The sequence below is a fragment of the Photobacterium indicum genome (genome assembly GCF_003026215.1).
Lineage (GTDB): Bacteria > Pseudomonadota > Gammaproteobacteria > Enterobacterales > Vibrionaceae > Photobacterium > Photobacterium indicum.
The window spans coordinates 1-1274 of the sequence record NZ_PYOC01000026.1 but is presented as its reverse complement, the minus strand read 5'-3'; the positions used below and the strand labels follow the sequence as shown (position 1 = coordinate 1274).

Here is a 1274-nt window from a genome sequence, read left to right as displayed (position 1 = left end):
ATAGGTTATAAGTAATCGTACTCCAAACCGACACAGGTGATCAGGTAGAGAATACCAAGGCGCTTGAGAGAACTCGGGTGAAGGAACTAGGCAAAATGGTACCGTAACTTCGGGAGAAGGTACGCTCCTGGCGGTGATGAGACTTGCTCTCTAAGCTGCTGGGAGTCGCAGATACCAGGTGGCTGCAACTGTTTATTAAAAACACAGCACTGTGCAAAATCGAAAGATGACGTATACGGTGTGACGCCTGCCCGGTGCCGGAAGGTTAATTGATGGGGTTAGACGCAAGTCGAAGCTCTTGATCGAAGCCCCGGTAAACGGCGGCCGTAACTATAACGGTCCTAAGGTAGCGAAATTCCTTGTCGGGTAAGTTCCGACCTGCACGAATGGCGTAATGATGGCCACGCTGTCTCCACCCGAGACTCAGTGAAATTGAAATCGCAGTGAAGATGCTGTGTACCCGCGGCTAGACGGAAAGACCCCGTGAACCTTTACTACAGCTTGGCACTGAACATTGACCCTACATGTGTAGGATAGGTGGGAGACTATGAAATACGGGCGCTAGTTCGTATGGAGTCGTCCTTGAAATACCACCCTTGTATGCTTGATGTTCTAACGTTGGCCCCTTATCGGGGTTGCGGACAGTGCCTGGTGGGTAGTTTGACTGGGGCGGTCTCCTCCCAAAGAGTAACGGAGGAGCACGAAGGTGGGCTAATCACGGTCGGACATCGTGAGGTTAGTGCAATGGCATAAGCCCGCTTGACTGCGAGAATGACAATTCGAGCAGGTGCGAAAGCAGGTCATAGTGATCCGGTGGTTCTGAATGGAAGGGCCATCGCTCAACGGATAAAAGGTACTCCGGGGATAACAGGCTGATACCGCCCAAGAGTTCATATCGACGGCGGTGTTTGGCACCTCGATGTCGGCTCATCACATCCTGGGGCTGAAGTCGGTCCCAAGGGTATGGCTGTTCGCCATTTAAAGTGGTACGCGAGCTGGGTTTAGAACGTCGTGAGACAGTTCGGTCCCTATCTGCCGTGGGCGTTGGATGATTGAAGGGGGCTGCTCCTAGTACGAGAGGACCGGAGTGGACGAACCTCTGGTGTTCGGGTTGTTACGCCAGTAGCATTGCCCGGTAGCTAAGTTCGGAATCGATAACCGCTGAAAGCATCTAAGCGGGAAGCGAGCCCTGAGATGAGTCATCCCTGATACTATAAGTATCCTAAAGGGTTGTTGAAGACTACGACGTTGATAGGCAGGGTGTGTAAGTGCTG

The 1274-nt window shown here is 52.4% G+C and carries 1 rRNA gene; it reads left to right on the top strand.

Features of this window, described 5'->3' with window-relative positions:
• A 23S ribosomal RNA gene (locus tag C9J47_RS26785) occupies positions 1–1274 on the top strand; the annotation flags it as partial.